19 protein-coding genes and 1 tRNA gene are annotated in these 21,303 nt (G+C 60.4%); 9 read left to right on the forward strand and 11 right to left on the reverse strand.

All coding sequences use genetic code 11. From position 1 onward, the window contains the following. Positions 1-164: 164 nt before the first annotated feature. Complete coding sequence (locus AC1DNW_RS22940) at positions 165-1,175, reverse strand: YeiH family protein (RefSeq protein ID WP_477854460.1); 1,011 nt, start codon at positions 1,173-1,175, stop codon at positions 165-167. 102 nt (positions 1,176-1,277) lie between these two features. Here AC1DNW_RS22940 and AC1DNW_RS22945 point away from each other — a divergent pair, with 102 nt between their 5' ends. Next, positions 1,278-2,150, forward strand: coding sequence for a LysR family transcriptional regulator (locus tag AC1DNW_RS22945; RefSeq protein ID WP_113310791.1), 873 nt, complete (start codon positions 1,278-1,280; stop codon positions 2,148-2,150). A 14-nt stretch (positions 2,151-2,164) separates the two neighbouring features. Here AC1DNW_RS22945 and AC1DNW_RS22950 read toward each other — a convergent pair. From AC1DNW_RS22950 to xylF, 4 genes are all read right to left on the reverse strand, one after another. Next, a tRNA-Arg gene (locus tag AC1DNW_RS22950) sits at positions 2,165-2,241 on the reverse strand. 188 nt (positions 2,242-2,429) lie between these two features. Further along, positions 2,430-3,212, reverse strand: coding sequence for a sugar ABC transporter ATP-binding protein (locus AC1DNW_RS22955; RefSeq protein WP_113298949.1), 783 nt, complete (start codon positions 3,210-3,212; stop codon positions 2,430-2,432). 14 nt (positions 3,213-3,226) lie between these two features. Continuing rightward, positions 3,227-4,537: a sugar ABC transporter permease gene (locus AC1DNW_RS22960; RefSeq protein WP_115034260.1), complete on the reverse strand. Its 1,311-nt coding sequence runs from the start codon at positions 4,535-4,537 to the stop codon at positions 3,227-3,229. 256 nt (positions 4,538-4,793) lie between these two features. Next, the gene (xylF, locus tag AC1DNW_RS22965; RefSeq protein ID WP_113298951.1) at positions 4,794-5,834 is read right to left on the reverse strand and encodes a D-xylose ABC transporter substrate-binding protein; all 1,041 of its coding nucleotides are present in this window, start codon (positions 5,832-5,834) and stop codon (positions 4,794-4,796) included. Positions 5,835-6,060: 226 nt separating this feature from the next. Here xylF and AC1DNW_RS22970 point away from each other — a divergent pair, with 226 nt between their 5' ends. Then, complete coding sequence (locus AC1DNW_RS22970; RefSeq protein WP_113312297.1) at positions 6,061-7,284, forward strand: ROK family transcriptional regulator; 1,224 nt, start codon at positions 6,061-6,063, stop codon at positions 7,282-7,284. Between the two features lie 248 nt (positions 7,285-7,532). Here AC1DNW_RS22970 and iolG read toward each other — a convergent pair whose 3' ends face one another. Continuing rightward, positions 7,533-8,525, reverse strand: a complete 993-nt coding sequence (iolG, locus tag AC1DNW_RS22975; RefSeq protein ID WP_477854461.1) for an inositol 2-dehydrogenase — start codon at positions 8,523-8,525, stop codon at positions 7,533-7,535. 218 nt (positions 8,526-8,743) lie between these two features. On the opposite strand from iolG, the gene AC1DNW_RS22980 reads away from it, so the two are divergent. After that, a complete protein-coding gene (locus AC1DNW_RS22980) occupies positions 8,744-9,010 on the forward strand; it encodes a hypothetical protein (RefSeq protein ID WP_113297440.1) in 267 nt (88 codons plus the stop codon). Here the strand turns inward: AC1DNW_RS22980 and AC1DNW_RS22985 are convergent, their stop codons facing one another. Next, positions 9,011-9,475, reverse strand: coding sequence for a hypothetical protein (locus AC1DNW_RS22985; RefSeq protein WP_113311790.1), 465 nt, complete (start codon positions 9,473-9,475; stop codon positions 9,011-9,013). Positions 9,476-9,546: 71 nt separating this feature from the next. Further along, the gene (locus AC1DNW_RS22990; RefSeq protein ID WP_113297442.1) at positions 9,547-10,560 is read right to left on the reverse strand and encodes a LysR family transcriptional regulator; all 1,014 of its coding nucleotides are present in this window, start codon (positions 10,558-10,560) and stop codon (positions 9,547-9,549) included. Positions 10,561-10,830: 270 nt separating this feature from the next. On the opposite strand from AC1DNW_RS22990, the gene chvE reads away from it, so the two are divergent. The 6 genes from chvE to araD all read left to right on the forward strand — a co-directional run bounded on the left by chvE (position 10,831) and on the right by araD (position 19,132). Then, positions 10,831-11,895 carry a multiple monosaccharide ABC transporter substrate-binding protein gene (gene chvE, locus AC1DNW_RS22995; protein ID WP_477854462.1) on the forward strand — a complete coding sequence of 355 codons (1,065 nt, stop codon included), beginning with the start codon at positions 10,831-10,833 and terminating at the stop codon, positions 11,893-11,895. A gap of 92 nt (positions 11,896-11,987) precedes the next feature. Continuing rightward, positions 11,988-13,526 (forward strand): multiple monosaccharide ABC transporter ATP-binding protein, encoded by a 1,539-nt coding sequence (mmsA, locus tag AC1DNW_RS23000; RefSeq protein WP_477854463.1) that lies wholly within the window; start codon positions 11,988-11,990, stop codon positions 13,524-13,526. Beyond that, a complete protein-coding gene (mmsB, locus tag AC1DNW_RS23005) occupies positions 13,523-14,734 on the forward strand; it encodes a multiple monosaccharide ABC transporter permease (protein ID WP_477854464.1) in 1,212 nt (403 codons plus the stop codon). The genes mmsA and mmsB overlap by 4 nt, the downstream gene beginning before the upstream one ends. A 107-nt stretch (positions 14,735-14,841) precedes the next feature. Beyond that, positions 14,842-15,837, forward strand: coding sequence for an AraD1 family protein (gene araD1 / locus AC1DNW_RS23010; protein WP_113297445.1), 996 nt, complete (start codon positions 14,842-14,844; stop codon positions 15,835-15,837). A gap of 59 nt (positions 15,838-15,896) precedes the next feature. Further along, positions 15,897-17,330 (forward strand): aldehyde dehydrogenase family protein, encoded by a 1,434-nt coding sequence (locus tag AC1DNW_RS23015; RefSeq protein WP_477854465.1) that lies wholly within the window; start codon positions 15,897-15,899, stop codon positions 17,328-17,330. 62 nt (positions 17,331-17,392) lie between these two features. Then, entirely contained in the window at positions 17,393-19,132 is a 1,740-nt protein-coding gene (gene araD, locus AC1DNW_RS23020; protein WP_113311788.1) for an L-arabinonate dehydratase, read from the forward strand. A gap of 206 nt (positions 19,133-19,338) precedes the next feature. Here araD and AC1DNW_RS23025 read toward each other — a convergent pair whose 3' ends face one another. The 3 genes from AC1DNW_RS23025 to AC1DNW_RS23035 all read right to left on the reverse strand — a co-directional run bounded on the left by AC1DNW_RS23025 (position 19,339) and on the right by AC1DNW_RS23035 (position 20,981). Then, on the reverse strand, positions 19,339-19,929 hold the full coding sequence (locus AC1DNW_RS23025) for a nucleotidyltransferase family protein (RefSeq protein ID WP_113311792.1): 591 nt from the start codon (positions 19,927-19,929) through the stop codon (positions 19,339-19,341). 96 nt (positions 19,930-20,025) lie between these two features. After that, positions 20,026-20,832: an alpha/beta hydrolase family protein gene (locus AC1DNW_RS23030; protein ID WP_477854466.1), complete on the reverse strand. Its 807-nt coding sequence runs from the start codon at positions 20,830-20,832 to the stop codon at positions 20,026-20,028. Next, the gene (locus tag AC1DNW_RS23035) at positions 20,829-20,981 is read right to left on the reverse strand and encodes a hypothetical protein (protein WP_162748635.1); all 153 of its coding nucleotides are present in this window, start codon (positions 20,979-20,981) and stop codon (positions 20,829-20,831) included. The genes AC1DNW_RS23030 and AC1DNW_RS23035 overlap by 4 nt, the downstream gene beginning before the upstream one ends. Positions 20,982-21,303: the final 322 nt, after the last annotated feature.

The raw sequence follows: 21,303 nt of genomic DNA on the forward strand, positions 1-21,303 counted from the left end.
CCGCATCGCACCGCTTGCGCTGCCCTCAATCGGCTAGCGGGTCGCGTATCAGCAGCGTCCTGATAAGCAGGGCAGTGAAGTCGGCAGTGGGATCATCGCTTTGGTTTGTCTCAAGCGAGAAATGCCGCTCAAACGTGATCGCCGCCGAGAACGACCGGGAGCCGTCAGTTTGCGTGAAGGAGGAGAAGTCCGGCGAGGCTCATCGAGCCGAGCGCGAGCATCGAAAGCACGCCTGCAAGAAGAACCCGGCCCCCCGAGGAGAAAACGGTCCGCATGTTCACCGAAAGGCCGAGTGCGGCCATTGAAACGATGGTGAGATAGGTCGAGCCTGTCTTCGCCGCCCCGACCAGGTCGTCCGGGATCAGGTCAAGAGAGCGGAGGATCATCATTGCGAAGAAACCGAGGATGAACCACGGGACGAGGTGGGTGAGCGAGAGGGGCGCTGCGTCGCCTGCTCCCTTCTTCAACCGCAAAAGCAGGACGACGGGGCCGAGCATCAGAACCCGCATGAGCTTGACCAGAGTTCCGATCTGTACGCTGACAGCGCCGATGGGAGCTGTGGCGGCAAGCACCTGCGGGACAGCATAGACCGTCATGCCGGCAACCACACCATATTGCCATTCGGTAAGATGGGTCGCGGAGAACAGGGGCGGGAGGACGAGAACGACAACGATGCCGAGCGCGGCCGTGAAGGCGATCGATGCGGCAACGTCGTCGGACCGCGCTCCGATCACGGGGGCAGCCGCCACGATCGCCGAGTTGCCGCAGATCGAATTGCCGCAGGCTACCAGGGTCGCCAGACCGTCGTGGAGGCCGAGCAGCCTGCAGATGCTGTAGCTGATCATGAGGGACGCCAGCACGGTTGCAACGACGACGAGGATCATGGTCGATCCGGCACTGACGACGGTCGCCAGGCTTGCCGATGCTCCGAGAAGTACGATCGCAACCTCCAGCAAGATCTTGCTGGAGAAGGAGACGCCCGCTTTCAGGACGGGAGACAGCCCGAAGGCCGTGTGGAAGACGGTGCCCAGAATGATCGCGATCACGAGCCCGTCCAGAAGCTCGGCACCCGTTGCAGCCTTTTCTCCGGCCACTATGCCTTGAGACGCCACTGTGATTGCCACTGCAAGCAGCGTCCCGGGAATAATTTCTACAAATCTTGGAAMGGACGACATGTTTCCTCCAATGCGATGGGCATTTGAAGGTTAAGCTTCCACTCTGTTTTGTTCTATCGAATAATATTTGACATTTCATTCGTCTGAACAGAATGATTCCGCATGACTCTTGAGCAGCTATCAATCTTTGTCGCCGTGGCCGAGCGCGAGCACCTGACCCAGGCCGCCGCAGCCCTTCGCCTCACGCCCTCCGCCGTCAGCGCTTCGATCAAGGCGCTGGAGAATTTCTACAGCGTGACGCTGTTCGACCGGGTCGGAAGGGGCATTCAGCTGACGCGGGAGGGAAGGGTGCTTCTGCAGGATGCGAAGGAGACGCTCGCCCGCGTGAAGATGACGGCGGCYGTCCTCTCCGAACTCGGTGGCCTGAAGACCGGCGACCTGGATATCCACGCCAGCCAGACAATCGCGAACTATTGGCTTCCGCCGCTTCTCCTGAAGTTCTCGCAGGCCTATCCGGGCATAAGCGTCAATCTGACGATCGAGAACACGGCGAAGGTGGCAGCCGCCGTCATTGCGGGCGATGCCGAACTGGGATTCATTGAGGGTACCCGGGACGAGCCCGCTCTGGCGGCAACCGCAATCGCCGACGACCGCCTGGTTCTGGTCGCCGGATTGGAGAACGCCAACGAGATCGATCGGGAGAATCTCGGATCTCAGCGCTGGATCTTGCGGGAATCCGGGTCGGGCACGCGATCCGTCCTCGAGGAAGCGCTGCGAGCGATAGGCGTCTCGCCTTCGTCCCTCGACGTGGCCCTCGTCCTTCCGTCCAACGAGGCCGTGCTCTCCGCTGTGCGCAGTGGCGCATGTGTGACTGCCCTATCAGAGGCGATTGTCACGCCATTCATCCAGAACGGCCAGTTGCGCGCTGTCGAGGTCGAACTCCCGCCTCGTCGGTTCACGCTCCTGCGGCACAAGGAGCGCCACCGCACGGCACCGGCGCGTGAGTTTGAGGCGTTTTGCCGGGCTAATGGATAGAGCGAAACGAAAAATGGCGCACCCGACAGGATTCGAACCTGTGACCTTTGGAATCGGAATCCAACACTCTATCCAGCTGAGCTACGGGTGCATGCCTGACGAAATGAATCGTCGTCCGATGGGTGGTTCTTAGCCTAGCTTTGGCTCTGCTTCAATCGCGAAGTTCACGGAAAATCTGCGACTTGGGTTTTAAAGCGATTTCCGGCCAAGCTGTTGCCGAAATGAAAACTCCGCCGGGCCTTTGGGGCGGCGGAGTTGGCTTGTGGAGCAATCGATCGATCAGACCTGCATGGCGCCAGGGCCGGGGATGGCCTTCGGGGGCACCTTGCCGAGGATGATCATGCCGAGGACTTCGTCCTTGGTGACATCTTCGGTACGGGCGTGGCCGACGACCTGGCCGTTTTTCATCACCGAGACACGGTCCGCGAGGTCGAAGACGTCGTGGATATCGTGGCTGATCAGGAAGATGCCGATGCCTTCCTTCTTGAGCTGCTTGATGAGCTCGCCCACCTGCGCCGTTTCCTGGGGCCCGAGCGCTGCCGTCGGCTCGTCCATGATGAGGATGCGGGCGTTGAACAGGATGGCGCGGGCAATCGCTACGGACTGGCGCTGGCCGCCGGAGAGTGCCTTGACCGGCTCCTTGAAGCGCTTGAAGTTGGGGTTCAGGCGGCCCATCACCTCGCGGGCGGAATGTTCCATCGCGACGTCGTCGAGCGTGCCCCAGCGGGTCTTCAGCTCGCGGCCGAGATAGAGGTTGGCKGCGGCGTCGACATTATCGGCGACGGCGAGCGTCTGGTAGATCGTCTCGATGCCGAACTTCTTGGCATCGCGCGGATTGCGGATGTCGGCCGGCTCGCCGTCGATCAGGATCTCGCCCGAATCACGCTTGTAGGCGCCGGAGAGGATCTTGATCAGCGTCGATTTGCCGGCGCCGTTATGGCCGAGAAGGGCCACGACTTCGCCGGGATAGAGATCGACCGAGGCATTGTCGACCGCGTGGATACCGCCGAAGGAGATCGAAATGTTTTTCAGTTCGACAAGGGGAGAGCGTTGTTCAGCCATGGTTCGTACTCCTCTTACTTCGCACGGGAGCGATAGACAGTGTCGAGCCAGACGGCAATGACGAGCACCGCGCCGACGACGACGTTCTGGATGGGCGTATCGACATTGGCGAGACCCATGCCCGACTGAAGCGACTGCATGACGAGCGCGCCGAGCATGGCGCCGGCAATCGTGCCGGTGCCGCCTGCCAGAGACGTGCCGCCGATGACGGCTGCGGCGATCGTATAGAGTTCGTAGGTCGTKCCCTGCGAGTTGGCGGCGGCGTTGAGGCGGGCCGTCGAGATGGCGGCGGCGACCGCTGCGAGGAAGCCCATCAGCGCGAAGATGCGCACGGTCACCCAGCGGGTCTTGATGCCGGCGAGTTCGGCCGCTTCCGGGTTGCCGCCGATGGCGAAGACATAGCGGCCGAAGCGCAGACGCGTGGCGATGAAGGTCATGACGATGCCGACGAGGATGGCGATCAGCACCGGCACGGCAATGCCGTAGGGGATCATCAGGCCGGTTTCCGGCCAGGCGATGCTGTTGGCCTCGGCATAGCGCTTGGCGATGGCGACCGGCCAGTAATAGATCGTCGAGACCCAGATCGCGCCGAGCACCATGGCACAGCCGAGGACGCCGAGGACATATTCGGCCCAGAGCGGGCGGCGCGGGAAGTTGAAGCGCCGGCGCTGGTGACGCGAGCCGACGATCGAGACGACGATCAGCAGACAGGCGACGACGCCGATGATCCAGCTCCAGGTGGCGCCGATCGCGCCTTCGGCACCGCCGCCCATGATGCGGAAGGTGGTGTCGAGGGGCGCGACCGTCTGGCCGCTCGTGACATACCAGGCAAGGCCGCGCCAGGCGAGGAAGCCGCCAAGGGTGACGATGAAGGAGGGCACGCCCATGAAGGCGATGATGACGCCCTGGAACATGCCGATGGCCGAGCCGACGAGCAGGCCGCAGATCAGCGTGATCACCCAGGTGAAGGAATTGTCGAAGCCCAGATATTGCGGCAGGAACTTCGCCTGGACCACGCCCATGATCATGGCGACGAAGCCAAGGATCGAGCCGATCGACAGGTCGATGTTGCGGGTGACGATGACCAGAACCATACCGGTCGCGAGAACCGCGATTTCGGTCGTCTGGACGGAGAGGTTCCAGAGGTTTCGGGGCGTCAGGAACAGGCCGCCGGTATAGAAGTGGAAGCCGACCCAGATGACCAGCAATGCGCCGATCATGCCGAGAAGCCGGGTGTCTATTTCCGTTGCCCGCAGGAAGCGCGTGAAGGGGCCTTCAACTGTCGTGCGCGGGCCGGATGAGGTCGATTGGGTAATGTCTGCCATGGGTTTGCCGTTTCCCCCATTGTTTGGGCGCAGGCCTGCTCCTGGTGGGATAGCTGGCCGACGATCGCCCTGTTCTGGATATGACCACCGGGACGCTTCCGAAAATAGCCGATCACAACGGCACTATTCTGGCAGGGAATCGAAGCATCCGCGATGTGCGCGAGAACGGAGAAGCACCACCGAATGGGCTTCAGCCGCATCCGGCGCCGCAGCGGAAGGCCGCTGCGGCGCCGGTATTCAAATCAGCGAGCGAGGATTATTCGCAAGCCTTGACGGAGCCGGCCTTGACACCCTGGCAAGCTTCAGCCTTGGAGATCCAGCCGGCGTCGATGACGACGTTCAGGTTGTCCTTGGTGATGGCGAGCGGGGTCAGGAAGATGGACTGCATCTTCACCTTCTTCGGGCCGCCTTCGAAGGTCTGCACGCCTGCAACCTTGTCCAGCGCAGTGCCGCCGGCGAGATCGAGAGCGATTTCGGCAGCGCGCTTGCCAAGCTCACGGCTGTCCTTCCAGACGGAAACCGTCTGCGTGCCCAAAGCGATGCGGTTGAGAGCAGCCTTGTCGGCGTCCTGACCGGAAACCGGAACGGTGCCGGCGAGGCCCTGGGCGTCGAGAGCAGCAACTGCGCCACCGGCCGTACCGTCGTTCGAAGCGACAACGGCATCAACCTTGTTGTTGTTGGCAGTCAGGAACTGTTCCATGTTGCGCTGCGCGTTCTGCGGMAGCCAGCCGTCGGTATAGGCTTCGCCGACGTTCTTGATCTTGCCAGCGTCGATCGCAGCCTTGACGACTTCCATCTGGCCGGCAAACAGGAAGTCTGCGTTCGGATCGGAAGACGAGCCCTTGATGAAGACGTAGTTGCCTTCCGGCTTTGCCTTGAAGACTTCCTGAGCCTGCAGGCGGCCGACTTCCTTGTTGTCGAAGGTGATGTAGAAGGCAGACGGGTTTTCGATCAGGCGGTCGTAACCGACGACCGGGATACCTTCGCTGGCAGCCTTTTCGACAGCCGGGCCGATTGCATCGGAGTCCTGAGCGAGAATGATGAGGGCGTTTGCGCCCTGGGAGATCAGCGATTCGACGTCGGTCAGCTGCTTTGCGGCCGAAGACTGAGCGTCAGCGGAAATGTATTTTGCGCCCTTGGCTTCGAGAGCCTTCTTGATCGCAGCTTCGTCGGTCTTCCAACGCTCTTCCTGGAAATTCGACCAGGAAACGCCAACGACGAGATCGGCAGCCATGGCAGCCGAGTGTACGGAAACGAGAATGGCCGCCCCGGCCATCAGCTTATAAAGAGACTTCATAATGTCCTCCCGAGTGAATTGCAGCCGGCCCAGCCTTAGCCTCCTCCGGCCACCGCGAAAGCCTGTCCAGAAAGGTTCGGATTTTTTTCTCGACAGTCGAGAAATTTAGTGTCAGAGATTTTTTCAACTGTCAACACCGCACTACCGGCTTATTTCCTTTGACTGGAGGGGGCTGGAGATGCTGTGGCAATAAGGGGCGGAACGAACGGGGAAGAGGCGGCGATAGATGCTGACCAAATCGAGCACGGAGCTCGTACGGCAGAGAAACAGCGTGCTTGTGCTCGCCACTCTCCGCCGCCACGGGCCGCTTGCTCACACTGAAATATCCGAGTTCACGCGGCTGTCCTCCGCGACGATTTCTGCGATCACCGCCGATCTCGAAAAGGCGCAGATCATCGAAAAATCCGAGCAGCAGCCCGCCAGCGGACGCGGGCGGCCGCGCGTGCTTTTGCGCCAGCGGCGGGACTGCGGCTATCTCATCGTCGTCATCATATCCTCGGATGCGGTGCAATATTCGCTGGTCGATTACGCCGGCAAGCTGATCGACCGCTTCAGCGAGCAAAGGTCGCATGATCCTGATGGGGCTTCCCGCTTCACGAATTCGGTGCGGGAGGGGCTTTTGCGCATCCTCGCCCGCTCGCGGATCGAACAGCAGAAGGTGCTGCTCATTTCGATCAGCAGCAAGGGTCTGGTCAATTCCTCCGAGCCGGTTCTCGTCTGGTCGCCGATCTTCGGAAGCGACCAGATCGATTTCGAATCGGCGCTCAGGCCGGAATGGCAGGCAAAGATCATCCTCGACAACGAGACGCTGCTGGTGGCCGCCGCACTCGGCGCCCATGAGGAGAATGTCAAAGGCGCGGATTTCCGCTCGCTGGCTGCCCTTTCGCTCGGGCACAGCATCGGGCTTGGTATAGTCCGGCGGACGAGCCATGGCGGGCATGACGTCTCGGCGCCCAATTTCGGGCACATGCTGCATATGGCCAATGGCGGGCTTTGCCGCTGCGGCACGCGCGGCTGCATCGAGGCCTATGCCGGCTTCTATGCCATCCTGCGCACCGCCTTCGAAGTGCCGCTCGACACGATCCCGGCAAAGTTCGTGCCGCTGGCCGAACTCGACAAGATCGCGGCCAAGGCGCGGCAGGGCCACCGCATCTCGGGCTTTGCCTTCCGGCAGGCGGGGTTGGCACTCGGCAACGGATTGTCGCGCATGCTGAGCCTGACGGAGCGCATGCCGATTGCCATCACCGGGGTCGGCACCCGCTATTACGATCTGCTGCGGCAGGGGATCGAGGAGGGGCTCGGCCAATCCCATGTGGTGCGCATGGAGGGCATGCCGGAGCTGAGGGTCGCGGCCGACGAGCAGAACCTCGTCTTCGAGGGACATCTCAACCGGGCGCTTGCTGTGATTGATGAAGATATTGTGGTGGCGGGAGGCCAGGGTGGGGATTGAGGATGTGGCTGTACCGGGGAACCCCTCCCCAACCCCTCCCCACAAGGGGGAGGGGCTAACCCAGAGCGCCGCCTTGTCCTTCCCGAAGCGTTGAGAATGTGGAAAACGGGTGCGGCAGTTTAAGCCCCTCCCACCTGCGGGGAGGGGTTGGGGAGGGGCCTTTTCAGGTCCGCCCGCATGTCATCAAACGAGAAATGGCCGGGCGAGAGCCCGGCCATCTCATAATGGCGACCGTCGGGAGAGGGCGGTCAGCCGATCCTGATGAGCTTGCCTTCCTTGACGGACTGGACGGCCGCGTCGGCAAGCGCCAGCGCTGCCAGGCCATCGGCGCCTGACGGCGTKATCTTCGAACCCTTTTCGATCGCCGAGATGAAGCTGGCGATCTCGTTGGCATAGGCTTCCGTGTACCGGGTCATGAAGAAATCGTGCAGCGGCGGGCGGGTATAACCGTCGCCATTGGCGATTTCGATCGAGACCGGGCGCTGGTTTTCGGCCGAGACGACGCCCTTGGAACCGTGCGCTTCGATGCGCTGGTCGTAGCCATAGGTGGCACGGCGGGAATTGGAGATGACGGCTTGCTTGCCGGAAGCCGTCTGCAGGATGACCGAGACGCTGTCGTAATCGCCGGCTTCGCCGATCGCCTTGTCGACGAGGACGGCTGCGGTCGCGACGACCGAGACCGGCTCTTCGCCGAGCAGGAAGCGGGCCATGTCGAAATCGTGGATCGTCATGTCGCGGAAGATGCCGCCGGAACGCTTGATGTAATCGACCGGCGGGGCGCCGGGATCGCGCGAGGTGATCGTCACCATCTCGACATCGCCGATCTTGCCGTCGTCGATGGCCTTGCGGACCGCCATGAAATGCGGGTCGAAGCGGCGATTGAAGCCGACCATCAGCTTGGCGCCGGTCTCTTCGACAACCTTGATGCAGGCCTTGACGCGGGCAACGTCGAGATCGATGGGCTTTTCGCAGAAGATCGCCTTGCCGGCACGGGCGAAACGCTCGATCAGGTCGGCATGCGTATCGGTCGGCGTGCAGATGACGACGGCGTCGATATCCTTGGCGGCCTCGATCGCTTCGATGCTGCGCACTTCACAGCCATAGGCGGACGCGATCGCATCGGCAGCCTGCGGGAAGGCGTCGGCGACGGCCACGAGCTTTGCATTGGCGTCGGCGCTGACGGCTTTCGCATGGACCTTGCCGATGCGGCCGGTGCCGAGAAGACCAAATCTCACTGTCATTACTGCCTCCCTGGATTCGGAACAAATAAACCGAATTGATATAAGTTTAGAATTTTCATTCCATTTTCCTGGCGCCGCGTCAAGCCCGCGGCCCTTTCACATTTGTGAAATCCATCCTAAAGACAAGTGTGGTCATCACAAGAGTGAGGCGGCGTCATCACCAGAGTGAGACGGGTCATCACAAGAGTGAGACGGGTCAATGCGACAATGAGACAGAGATGCAGCTTATCGATCCCAATCATTCGGCCTATCGGCACCTCTGGGTCCGTATCCTTATTGTCGTGGTATGCCTTGGCTGGGCAGTCGTCGAATTCACGACAGGCGATCCCTTCTGGGGCATGCTTGCGGGCGGCGCCGGCGTCTATTCCTTCTATATGCTGATCTGGGCCTTCAACCCGAAGCCGCCGGAAGCGGCAGCGCCTGCCGCATCCGAGGACGAGGGTGAGGAAAAGCCTGCAACCGACGAAGAGAAGAAGGCGGAATAGTCAGCGCGCCAGCCGGCGCAGCGCCTCGTCGACCAGCAGATTGGCGATCATCATACGCCTGTTTGCATTGGCGCGGAATGGCTGGGCGACGCCGTCAGGATGATTGGCCTTGGCGAAGGCGCGCCGCTTCTCGTTCAGCGTCTGCAGCGTATCATGGGCCGCAATCGACAATTCTGCGGCAATCTCTTCCGGTGCAATGCGGGCGAGATGATCCGGCATGACCGGTTCCGGCTCAGGCGCCGGTGGGGGAGGCTCCTCGAGTGCAGGCTCGGGGCCGAGATTGTCGAAATAGGCTTGGCCGACCCGCTGCGAAGAGGCCGATACACCTTCCATCACATCGAAAGCGAGACCGGTGCTGAAGCCGGAAACGCGATGGCTGACCGGCTCTTCCATTTCGCCGGCCGCGTCTTCTTCCTCTTTCAGCCGTTCGAGAACGGATTGGAATATGGATTGCCCGAACAGCATGCGCTTTCCTTTTTACGCGGGCGCATTAGACGGCGGCAAGTTGGCGCCGGGCTGGATTTCGGCGCGGGATCCTACCTTTCGGCCTGCCGGATGCTTTCTTCCAGGACGAGGTCGTAGAGCAGCCGGGCGCTTGGGGGCAGGGCGCGCTCGCGCACGGTGATCAGGCTGTAGGGCTTGACGTTGATCTCGAAATCGATCGGCAGGATGCGCACATCGGATGCCTTCGAACTCTGCGAGGCGAGAAACTGGGCGACATCGACGGCAACGGGGGCGATCGCATCCGTCTCGCAGATGATTGCGCAGGTCAGCAGCAGCGAGGAGGTGTTGACGATATTTTCCGGAAGCTGGACGGCGCGCGACAGGAAGATATCCTCGATCGTGCGGCGCAGCAGCGTGCCGGGCGGCTGGAATACCCAGTCGTAATCCTTGATCTCCGAGAGGCTGCTCGGCCTGTTTCTCTTCTTTAACAGGGGATGGCCGCTGCGCACGATCAGGCAGGCCTTCTCTGTGCCGATCTCGCGGACCTCGAAAAGGCGCGGGTTCAGGTCATCGGGGATGCGGCTGATGATGAAGTCGTGGCGGGCGGCGAGAAGCTCGCGCGCCAGCACGTTGCTGGTCTCGACCTGGATGTTGACCTCGATGCCCGGAAAGGTCTTGCGTACCGTATTGATGGCGGGAACGACGAGGCTCATGGCGGGTGCGGTGACGGCGCCGATAAAGACCGAGCCGCCCTTGCCGCTCTTCAATTCGCCGATCTCGCGGCTCGCTTCCCTGAGCTCCAGAAGGATCTTTCGCGCACGCCTGGCGAGAGCTTCGCCGAAGGTGGTGAGCACCACGCCGCGGGCGACACGCTCATAGAGCGGAGTCTTCACGATCGACTCCATATCGGACAGCATTCGCGACGCTGCCGGCTGCGATATGTTCAGCACTTCGGCGGCGGCGGAAATCTGCCCGCTATCTTCGATTGCGACAATCATTCGCAGGTGATTCAGCTTAAGTCCCGCGCGCAAAAGGCTGTCATCGCCAAAATTGTCGCTGTTGATGTCGACATGTTCCAACGAAAACGGCCCGGAGATGATCGTCATGGTTGCAGCCTCCCCACTGTGTTCCATTAAAAGTAATACTTTTTAACGATATACCAAATTTGTTATGCACATTGCCAGTTATTCTATTTGACAGTTATAGGAATCCATACCAGTTTGCCGCCGTGTGCTGGTTGGCACTCAACACGTGTGAGATCGTGGAGGAGACCTACTTCGTTTCTCACCATCTGAAGTAACTATCCAATACGGAACCTGCCACAGTTTCGGGGCGGGCGATTTTTCGTCCGTAAATCTTTAACAAGGGAGAGAGAAATGAAATCCATTATCTCATTGATGGCTGCGGCTGCCTTCGGCGTCGCATCGTTCGTTATGCCGGCAATGGCACAGGACAAGGGTCTGGTTGGCATCGCAATGCCGACGAAGGCTTCGGCTCGCTGGATCGACGACGGCAACAACATCGTCAAGCAGCTCCAGACTGCCGGCTACCAGACCGACCTGCAGTATGCTGACGACGATATTCCGAACCAGCTTTCGCAGATCGAAAACATGGTCACGAAGGGCGCCAAGGTTCTCGTCGTCGCTTCGATCGACGGCACGACCCTGTCGGACGTTCTCCAGAAGGCTCATGACGCCGGCATCAAGGTCATCGCTTATGACCGCCTGATCCGCGACTCGGCCAATGTCGACTACTATGCCACGTTCGACAACTTCCAGGTTGGCGTTCTCCAGGCTGGCACGATCGTCGACAAGCTCGGCCTCAAGGACGGCAAGGGCCCGTTCAACATCGAACTCTTCGGCGGTTCGCCTGACGACAACAACGCCTTCTTCTTCTACGATGGCGCAATGTCCGTCCTGCAGCCCTACATCGACTCCGGCAAGCTCGTCGTGAAGTCCGGCCAGACCGGCATGGACAAGGTCGGCACGCTGCGTTGGGATCCGGCAACGGCCCAGGCCCGCATGGACAACCTGCTCTCGGCTAACTACACCGACGCCAAGGTTGACGCTGTCCTGTCTCCTTACGACGGTCTGTCGATCGGTATCCTCTCGTCGCTGAAGGGCGTCGGCTACGGTTCGGCTGGGCAGCCGCTGCCTGTCGTTACCGGCCAGGACTYGGAAATCCCGTCGATCAAGTCGATCATCGCTGGCGAACAGTATTCCTCGATCTTCAAGGATACCCGCGATCTGGCGAAGGTTACCGTTCAGATGGTAGATGCCGTCATGTCCGGCAAGGAGCCTGAAGTCAACGACACGAAGACCTACGACAACGGTGTCAAGGTTGTTCCGTCCTACCTGCTGAAGCCGGTCGCCGTGACCAAGGAGAACTACAAGACGGTTCTCGTTGACGGCGGTTACTACAAAGAAGACCAGCTGAAGTAATATGAATGGCCGGAACCCGCGCGATTGCGGGTTCCGGTCTTCGATTCTATGATCGCCGGGTCATTTCTGATCGCGGCGTTGGGTTTTTAGTCATGGAAAATACAATCCTCGAAATGCGGAACATCACCAAGACGTTCCCGGGCGTCAAGGCGCTCGAGAATGTGAACCTCAGGGTTCGCCAGGGTGAGATCCACGCATTGGTGGGCGAAAACGGGGCCGGCAAGTCGACCCTGATGAAGGTACTCTCCGGCGTCTATCCGGCAGGAAGCTATGATGGCGACATCGTCTATGAAGGCGATGTGCGCAACTTCAAGGTTCTGAAGGATTCCGAAGAAATCGGTATCGTCATCATCCACCAGGAGCTGGCGCTGGTGCCCCAGCTTTCAATCGGCGAAAACATCTTCCTCGGTAATGAAAACGCCACGAACGGCGTCATCAGTTGGGGCGAGACGTTCAATCGCACGAAGCAATTGCTCGCCAAGGTGGGCCTGGCAGAATCTCCGAACACGCTTGTCACCGACATCGGCGTCGGCAAGCAGCAGCTGGTCGAGATCGCCAAGGCACTGTCGAAGAGCGTCAAGCTGCTCATTCTCGACGAGCCTACCGCATCGCTGAACGAAAGCGATTCCGATGCGCTGCTCACCCTGCTGATGGAATTCCGCAAGCAGGGCATCACCTCGATCATCATTTCCCACAAGCTGAACGAGATCCGCAAGGTCGCCGACCAGATCACGGTCCTGCGCGACGGCATGACCGTCAAGACGCTCGACTGTCACAAGGACGAGATCAGCGAAGACATCATCATCAAGAACATGGTGGGCCGTGACCTCGCCGACCGTTATCCGCCGCGCTCCGTGCCGATCGGCGAGACGATCTTCGAAGTCAAGAACTGGAACGCCTTCCACCAGCAGCATCGCGACCGCCAGGTCCTGCACGACATCAACGTCCATGTCCGCAAGGGCGAGGTCGTCGGCATCGCCGGACTGATGGGCGCCGGCCGCACCGAATTCGCCATGAGCGTCTTCGGCAAGTCCTACGGCCACAAGATCACCGGCGACGTCTTCGTCGACGGCAAGAAGGTCGACACGACGACGGTGCGCAAGGCAATCGACGCCGGTCTCGCCTACGTGACCGAGGACCGCAAGCATCTCGGCCTCGTGCTGGGCGAGACGATCGTTCACAACACGACGCTTGCCAATCTGGAAGCGGTGTCGAAAGCCACCGTCATCGACAGTGTCAGGGAATCGCGGGTCGCCTCCGACTATCGGTCGAAGCTGCGCATCCGTTCCTCCAGCATCTTCCAGGAAGCGGTCAACCTGTCGGGCGGCAACCAGCAGAAGGTCGTTCTGTCGAAATGGTTGTTCTCGGATCCCGAAGTGTTGATCCTKGAYGAACCGACGCGCGGCATTGATGTCGGYGCCAAATATGAAATTTATACTATCATCAACCAGCTCGCGGCTGACGGTAAAGGCGTTCTGATGATTTCGTCGGAAATGCCTGAGCTTCTTGGTACGTGCKACCGCATCTACGTCATGAATGAAGGACGGATCGTTGCGGAACTGCCGAAGGGAGAAGCGAGCCAGGAAACCATCATGCGCGCCATCATGCGCTCAGGAGAGAAGAAACAATGACCCCGATCAATCAACCCATCACCGAGCAGGGGCGCGTCGTCTCCATCGGCGAATTTGTTCGCGGTAACATCCGTGAATACGGCATGTTCATCGCGCTCATCGCGATCATGGTGTTCTTCCAGATCTCGACCGGCGGCGTTCTCTTCAGGCCGCTCAACCTGACGAACATCATCCTGCAGAACTCGTTCATCGTCGTCATGGCGCTGGGCATGCTGCTGGTGATCGTTGCCGGCCATATCGATCTCTCGGTCGGCTCCGTCGTCGGTTTCATCGGCGCCATCGCCGCCGTCATGACGGTGCAGTGGCATATGAACTATGTGCTCGCGACCGTTATTTGTCTGGCCGTGGGTGCGCTGGTCGGCGGCCTCCAGGGTTATTTCGTCGCCTATCACAAGATACCGTCCTTCATCGTCACGCTCGCCGGCATGCTGGTCTTCCGCGGCCTGACGCTGACCGTGATGACGGGAGCCGGAACGGGCACCAGCATCGGTCCGTTCCCACCGGCTTTCCAGCTGGTCAGCATCGGCTTCCTGCCCAACCTTTTCGATATGGGCGGCATCAACTCGACCTCGCTCATCCTGACCGTCATCGGCGCCGTGACCCTCGTCTATCTGGCGTGGCGCGCGCGCAAGTCGAACGAAAAGCATGGCAATGACGTCGAGCCTCTGGGCTTCTTCATCGCACAGAACGGCATCGTCGCTCTCGCCATCCTGGCGCTCGGCTATCAKCTGTCGATCTACAAGGGCTTCCCGAACGTGCTCGTCATCATGCTGGTGCTGATCACGGCTTACGCTTTCATCACCCGTCGCACGACGATCGGCCGCCGTATCTACGCGATGGGCGGTAACGAGAAGGCAACGAAGCTGTCCGGTATCAACACCGAGCGGCTGACCTTCCTCACCTTCGCAAATATGGGTCTGCTTGCCGGTCTGGCTGGTCTGATCGTGGCGCTGCGCCTCAACTCGGCAACGGCCAAGGGCGGCTTCGGCCTTGAGCTTGACGTGATCGCGGCCTGCTTCATCGGCGGCGCATCGGCACAGGGCGGCGTGGGCAAGGTCACGGGCGCTGTCATCGGCGCTCTGATCATGGGTATCATGAACAACGGCATGTCGATCCACGGGCTCGGCACCGACTCCCAGCAGATGGTCAAGGGTGCGGTGCTTCTCGCTGCCGTCTTCTTCGACGTCTACAACAAGAACAAGGGCTGAGACCTAACTCAGCCCGAGCATTCGAAGTCATATGAAAATTGAATTCCGGCTCCGGATGGAGCCGGAGCGGCGAAGCTTTGTCATCGCCAAACGAAAGGATCAGGAACGTGCTTATTTCGCAGATCAAGGGCGCAAGCGGAGAGATCATCGTCGCCGTGCGCGAACCGGGTGCCGTCGCCAAGGCCGTCAAGGGTGCAACGAGCGTCTACGCTCTGGCGCTGGAAGCCGCAGACAGCGGCAAGTCGCTCGTCTCCGTCATCGAGGCTCACGGATACGGCGATGCCGTCGATCTTGAAAAGGCCTATGCGGAGGGACGCTTCCTGCCGCCGATCACCCATCCCGATGCCGCGCACCTGCATCTGACCGGCACGGGCCTGACCCACCTCGGCTCCGCGGCAACGCGCGATTCCATGCACAAGAAGACGTCCGAGGCGGCAGAGGAAACGCTGACCGACTCCATGAAGATGTTCAGGATGGGTCTTGAAGGCGGCAAGCCGGCTGCCGGCCAGAAGGGCGTGCAGCCCGAGTGGTTCTACAAGGGCAATGGCTATGGCGCTGCTGCTCCGGGCGCGCCGCTCGTTTCTCCGTCCTTCGCGCTCGATGGCGGCGAAGAGCCTGAGATGGCCGGCATCTACGTCATTGCCAAGGACGGCACGCCGTTCCGCATCGGCTTTGCGCTGTCGAACGAGTTTTCCGATCACGTCACCGAGCGGATCAACTATCTCTTCCTCGCCCATTCCAAGCTGCGTCCGGCAAGCTTCGGTCCGGAAATCCGGATCGGTGTTGCGCCTGAGGATATCCGCGGCACGTCGCGCATCAAGCGCGGAAACCATGTGATCTTCGAAAAGCCGTTTCTATCCGGCGAAGCGAACATGTCTCACACTTTCGCCAACCTCGAATACCACCATTTCAAGTATGGCCTCTTCCGCGTGCCGGGCGACATCCACGTCCATATGTTCGGTACGGCGACGCTTTCCTTTGCCGATGGCATCAAGGCGGAAGAGGGCGATGTCTTCGAAATCGAGGTGGCCGAGTTCGGCCTGCCGCTGCGCAATCCGCTGAAGGTTGCTGCCGAAGAAGAAATCGCCGTCAAGCAGCTCTGATTTCCAAGGCCGGCCGCCATGAAGTGGCCGGTCACTTGTCCAAAGGAGGCTCCAAGGCCATGACCGTCCATCAGAATCTCATTGCCGGCGAATGGACCGGCGCAAATGGCGTCGAGAACATCAACCCGTCCGATACGAACGAGGTTGTCGGCCTCTATGCTCAGGCGAGTGCCGACGATACCAAGGCGGCGATCGCAGCCGCCAAGGCTGCCTTTCCGGCCTGGTCGCGTTCCGGCATCTGGGAACGTCACGTTATCCTGAAGAAGGCCGGCGACGAGATCATGGCGCGCAAGGACGAGCTCGGCGCKCTGCTGGCACGCGAAGAAGGCAAGACCCTGCCGGAAGCCATCGGTGAAACGATCCGTGCATCGCAGATCTTCGAATTCTTCGCRGGCGAAGCGCTGCGTCTTGCCGGCGAAGTCATTCCCTCGGTGCGTCCGAACATCGGCGTTGAGATCACCCGCGAGCCGCTCGGCGTCGTCGGTATCATCACGCCCTGGAATTTCCCGATCGCCATTCCGGCCTGGAAGATCGCGCCGGCGCTCTGCTAYGGCAACACSRTCGTCTTCAAGCCGGCCGAGCTCGTGCCYGGCTGYKSCTGGGCGATCGTCGATATCCTGCACAGGGCAGGGCTGCCGAAGGGTGTCTTGAACCTCGTCATGGGCAAGGGCTCCGTGGTCGGCCAGACGATGCTCGACAGTCCCGATATTTCCGGCATCACCTTCACCGGTTCGGTCGGCACCGGCAAGCGCGTCGCTACCGCTTCGCTCGAACATAACCGCAAGTTCCAGCTCGAAATGGGCGGCAAGAACCCGATGGTCGTGCTCGACGATGCCGACCTGAGCGTCGCCGTCGAAGCAGCCGCCAATTCCGGCTTCTTCTCCACCGGCCAGCGTTGCACGGCCTCGTCGCGGCTGATCGTCACCGAGGGCATCCACGACAAGTTCGTTGCTGCGCTCACCGAAAAGCTGAAGACCATCGTCGTCGATCACGCCATGAAGCCGGGCACCCATATCGGCCCCGTCGTCGATGACCGGCAGCTGAAGACCGATACCGACTATATCGAGATCGGCAAAAAGGAAGGCGCCAGGCTCGCCTTCGGCGGCGAACTCGTTTCGCGCGAAACGCCGGGCTTCTATCTGCAGCCGACGCTGTTTACCGAAGCGACCAACCAGATGCGCATCTCGCGCGAAGAGATCTTTGGACCCGTCGTCTCGCTGATCCGGGTGAAGGACTACGAGGAGGCGCTGGCAACCGCCAACGACACCCCGTTCGGCCTGTCATCAGGCATTGCGACGACCAGCCTGAAGCATGCGACGCATTTCAAGCGCAATGCCGAGGCCGGCATGGTGATGGTCAACCTGCCGACCGCCGGCGTCGATTTCCACGTTCCCTTCGGCGGCCGCAAGGGCTCGTCCTACGGCCCGCGCGAGCAGGGCAAGTACGCCGCCGAATTCTATACAACCGTCAAGACGGCCTACACACTGGCTTGAGACGAAGCGCGATAACCCTGATCGTACGAGGCGATCAGGGGGTATCCTGAAGGACGGAGACTATGAAGAAGAAAGCAGAATGGCCGCGCAGGCTGAGGTCGCAGGAATGGTACGGCGGCACGAGCCGCGACGTGATCTACCACCGCGGCTGGCTTAAGAACCAGGGATATCCGCACGACCTGTTCGACGGCCGCCCTGTCATCGGCATCCTGAACACCTGGTCGGACATGACGCCGTGCAACGGTCACCTGCGCGAGCTCGCCGAAAAGGTGAAGGCGGGTGTCTGGGAAGCCGGCGGTTTCCCGCTCGAAGTGCCTGTTTTCTCGGCCTCCGAAAATACCTTCCGCCCGACCGCGATGATGTATCGCAACCTGGCGGCTCTGGCTGTCGAAGAAGCGATCCGCGGCCAGCCGATGGACGGCTGCGTGTTGCTCGTCGGCTGCGACAAGACCACGCCGTCGCTGATCATGGGCGCAGCCTCCGTCGACCTTCCGTCGATCGTCGTCACCGGCGGGCCGATGCTGAACGGCTATTTCCGCGGTGAGCGCGTCGGCTCCGGCACGCACCTCTGGAAGTTCTCCGAAATGGTGAAGGCCGGCGAGATGACGCAGGCCGAATTCCTGGAAGCCGAAGCCTCGATGAGCCGCTCGTCGGGCACCTGCAACACGATGGGCACTGCTTCCACCATGGCCTCCATGGCTGAAGCGCTCGGCATGGCGCTGTCAGGCAACGCCGCGATCCCGGGCGTCGATTCCCGCCGCAAGGTCATGGCGCAGCTCACCGGCCGCCGTATCGTGCAGATGGTCAAGGACGACCTGAAGCCTTCCGAAATCATGACGAAGCAGGCCTTCGAAAACGCCATCCGCACCAATGCGGCGATCGGCGGTTCGACCAATGCCGTCATCCACCTGCTCGCCATGGCCGGCCGCGTCGGCGTCGATCTGACGCTCGACGACTGGGATCGTTGCGGCCGCGACGTGCCGACCATCGTCAACCTGATGCCGTCGGGCAAGTACCTGATGGAAGAGTTCTTCTATGCCGGCGGCCTGCCGGTCGTGCTGAAGCGCCTCGGCGAAGCCGGCCTGCTGCACAAGGATGCGCTGACGGTATCGGGCGACACCGTCTGGGACGAAGTAAAGGATGTCGTCAACTGGAACGAGGACGTCATCCTTCCGGCTGACAAGGCGCTGACGCAATCGGGCGGCATCGTCGTCCTGCGCGGCAATCTCGCGCCGAAGGGTGCGGTCCTGAAGCCGTCTGCCGCCTCGCCGCACCTGATGGTGCACAAGGGCCGGGCGGTCGTGTTCGAGGACATCGACGATTACAAGGCCAAGATCAACGACGACAATCTCGACATCGACGAGAACTGCGTCATGGTCATGAAGAACTGTGGTCCGAAGGGCTATCCGGGCATGGCCGAAGTCGGCAACATGGGCCTGCCGCCGAAGGTGCTCAAGAAGGGCATCACCGACATGGTGCGTATTTCCGACGCCCGCATGTCCGGCACGGCTTACGGCACCGTGGTGCTGCACACCTCGCCGGAAGCTGCTGTCGGTGGCCCGCTCGCGGTTGTCAAGAACGGCGACATGATCGAGCTTGACGTGCCGAACCGCCGTCTGCATCTCGACATTTCCGACGAGGAACTGGCGCGTCGTCTCGCCGAATGGCAGCCGAACCACGATCTGCCGACGTCGGGCTATGCGTTCCTGCACCAGCAGCATGTCGAAGGAGCCGATACCGGCGCCGACCTCGACTTTCTCAAGGGATGTCGCGGGAGTGCAGTCGGCAAGGACAGCCACTAACAGGGCGTATCCGACCGCAAATCGACGGGAAGGCGGGGGACCCCCCCCCCGCCCGCAATTGCAATGTGGAATACTTTCTGTCGCGAAACGCCGACTTTTACGGGTGGCTTTTGCGACAGAAATTTACGGAAAGTCCAGTGCTGGCGGTTTTGTCCTGAAGGCTGGAATTCAGTGGAAAAGTCGGAACGGCGCAATGCGGACGGTCATTACGGCAGCACACCGCTATCTCCGATTTGATCATCGATAGTCGTTAGCCAGGGCCATCGCTGCAAATACTGGGTGCATTTATCCAGAAATAGGCCACGCTGAGGATTGAGAGGGTTCAGGCGCAGGATGCCATTCCACATGTCCTCCAAGCCGTCAGGCGCGTAAAGGCTGCCGTCGTAAAGGCGAATACCGACCCTTGTGCAAAGGGTGAGGTAGCGGTCGATGCCATCCTCCGCCTTTTGCAACGTTGGATATTCCGCTCCGAACTTGTTCTTGTACCAGAGATGGACCCGAGCCTGGTTCTTGATCTCCACCGTTACGGGCAGATCGGCGACCGCCTGCTGCACMCGGCGAATGACGACGTCTTCGGCGTCCCAGGATAGGGCGGAGTCATCGAAGTAGAAGACGTCGTAATCCTTTATCCCGTACTGAGGGTCATAGCCGGACTTCAGATTCCAAATTGTCTGCACGAGGCAGCCAGCGGTCAGAATACCTTGGGGAATCTGGAGGGGGGCCAACCGGGTTAGCAATTCGGTGTTTATCGGGTTACGGCGGACAGACCAGATGAATTGCTGCTCGCTAAACGACATAGCCTCTCCTTTGTCCGATAGCTTCGCTAAATCGGTTAGCGCGAAAATCCCCATTGTTCGAAACTCGGACAGACCATCCGAAAACCTGCGCGCAGCCTAACCTTCGGATCCCCCGCTCGGGTTTTCTGACGGTCTGTCGGGATTACGCGACAGGACAAGGCCGTCCATGTAGTGATCGAGATGGCTCTTCCACAACGCCGGCTTAAACAGCAACGCATGGCCTGCAGGAGCAGCAATGAATTTTCCTTCTCCGCCMGCCAGGAGGAATCGTTCGAAATTTCCTCTGCAGTGCCCTATTCGATAATATTGGTCATGACTTCCGTGCAACCAAAGCGTTGAAATTCCCGCTGATGCTCCACGTTCAAAAATAGCCGGATTTACAATTTCATGAGTGGCGCATCCTCTCCCGAGCCAACCACCGTTGAAATTGATGGCAGCCTGGAACGTGGCCGGGCGCATACCCGCATAGGCTACGGACAAGATGCCGCCGCGTGAAACTCCCCCGATGGCAAGCCGGCTCTGATCCACATCGGAGCGACCGCGAAGATGGCGCACGACAGCATCCACATCCGMGACGGCCCGCTCGAAACCCGCAATCGTAATTTCGACATTGCAGGAATAGCCGGAGCCGTCGGGAGCAAGTCCCTCTCCATAGTTTCCACCTGATTTTCCTCTGCCCCGGCGTTGCGGAAAGAGAACCATCCAGCCTCGTTCGACGAAGTAGTTTCCAACGACAGGCGGACACATGGTCCTTGTGTACAGGGATTGATTATGCCCCTGTCCGGTAGAGCCATGATTGAAAACAATTGTCGGATATGGCCCTTCGCGTTGAGGCTTGGCTGCGACGATTTCMAATCGTGCATCTGTCTCGTCGGAGGGTATGAAGAACTTCTCCAACTTCATGAGGCTGCAATATCCATACGTGTGCCACCTGAGCGGATCGGCGGATTGTCGGGTCCCATGCATTCGTCAACCGCTTCCGGCAGAAGCGGCGGGTGCACGGTCTGTTCCAGAAAGACGTGCCATGATGCATTGTAGGGGCGAACGTTCATTTCTGGAATCCCAAGTGTTCGATTTATCAATGCAGAGTTGAATAAAATGATCGATCGCCACGGCACGGGCATAGTGCGCACTGTGTGGAAATGACTGCATGCGGCCCGGCCATGAGGCGGCGGGTGATCGTTTCATCGGTGTAGTCGTCGGGTAGATCGGGATAGGCCTCGTCGCGCAGGTATATCTGGAAATAATCGGCCAAGAGATTGCCCTAGGCTCCAGACTCAATCAGGCCCACCAAATGACGATGGCGGCGATGTAGCAAGTTGCCGCGAAGTTGAGCATGAGCTTGTCATATCGAGTTGCGACACGCCTCCAGTC

The sequence above is a fragment of the Rhizobium sp. 05L429 genome (assembly GCF_056397645.1).

Coding starts and splice junctions, on each gene's coding strand:
- AC1DNW_RS22990 (WP_113297442.1), bottom strand. CDS start 10,560: ATGACGATCATCTCCGGGCCGTTTTCGTTGGAACATGTCGACATCAAC.
- AC1DNW_RS22985 (WP_113311790.1), bottom strand. CDS start 9,475: ATGCTGTTCGGGCAATCCATATTCCAATCCGTTCTCGAACGGCTGAAA.
- AC1DNW_RS22970 (WP_113312297.1), top strand. CDS start 6,061: ATGCTGACCAAATCGAGCACGGAGCTCGTACGGCAGAGAAACAGCGTG.
- AC1DNW_RS22980 (WP_113297440.1), top strand. CDS start 8,744: ATGCAGCTTATCGATCCCAATCATTCGGCCTATCGGCACCTCTGGGTC.
- AC1DNW_RS23035 (WP_162748635.1), bottom strand. CDS start 20,981: ATGAACGTTCGCCCCTACAATGCATCATGGCACGTCTTTCTGGAACAG.
- araD (WP_113311788.1), top strand. CDS start 17,393: ATGAAGAAGAAAGCAGAATGGCCGCGCAGGCTGAGGTCGCAGGAATGG.